The following is a 559-nucleotide window of genomic DNA, read 5'->3' on the forward strand; positions in this document are numbered from 1 at the left end:
TCGATGTAACCAAGCTGGTAGTCAATCTGCGCGCGTGGCTACGCGGCGAGCGCGACCGCATGCACGTGCTGCACGTGCCGTCGCCACAGGACGAGGCGTCACGGCAGTCGATGCGCGATCGCGGCCAGTTGCAGAAGGAAGTGCTGCAGCACCAAGACCGGATGCGCAAACTGCTGGCCACGCTCGGCTGCTGGGATGAGGTCAATCACAAGGCCTTCGTCGTCCGCCTCGCCCGCGACGAAGTCCGGTGTCATGATGGCGCGCCGCTGCCGCCCGAGCTGCGTGAGCGTCTGCTGCGCGAATGCGAACGGCTCGCGCTGGCGGAGCAGCAACTCGCGGCGCTCGAGAAGACGCGCCAGGCGAGCCTGCCCGGAGCGGCGCGTCATCGAAGCGTTGACCTTGCGCGCCTGAAGGGGATTGGCGAGGTGAGCGCCTCGCGCCTCGCCCTCGAGCTGTTCTGGAGGGAGTTCAGCAACCGCCGCCAGGTGGGCGCGTGCGTCGGCCTGGTGCCGCAGCCCTATGACAGCGGCGAAAGCCAGGTCGACCAGGGGATCAGCAA

The 559-nt window shown here is 68.0% G+C and carries 1 protein-coding gene; it reads left to right on the forward strand.

All coding sequences use genetic code 11. The features are described 5' to 3' along the window. The coding region (locus AWB78_RS43050) for a transposase (RefSeq protein WP_157697935.1) at positions 1-559 on the forward strand (559 nt) is incomplete at both ends.

Source organism: Caballeronia calidae (assembly GCF_900044055.2).
GTDB lineage: Bacteria > Pseudomonadota > Gammaproteobacteria > Burkholderiales > Burkholderiaceae > Caballeronia > Caballeronia calidae.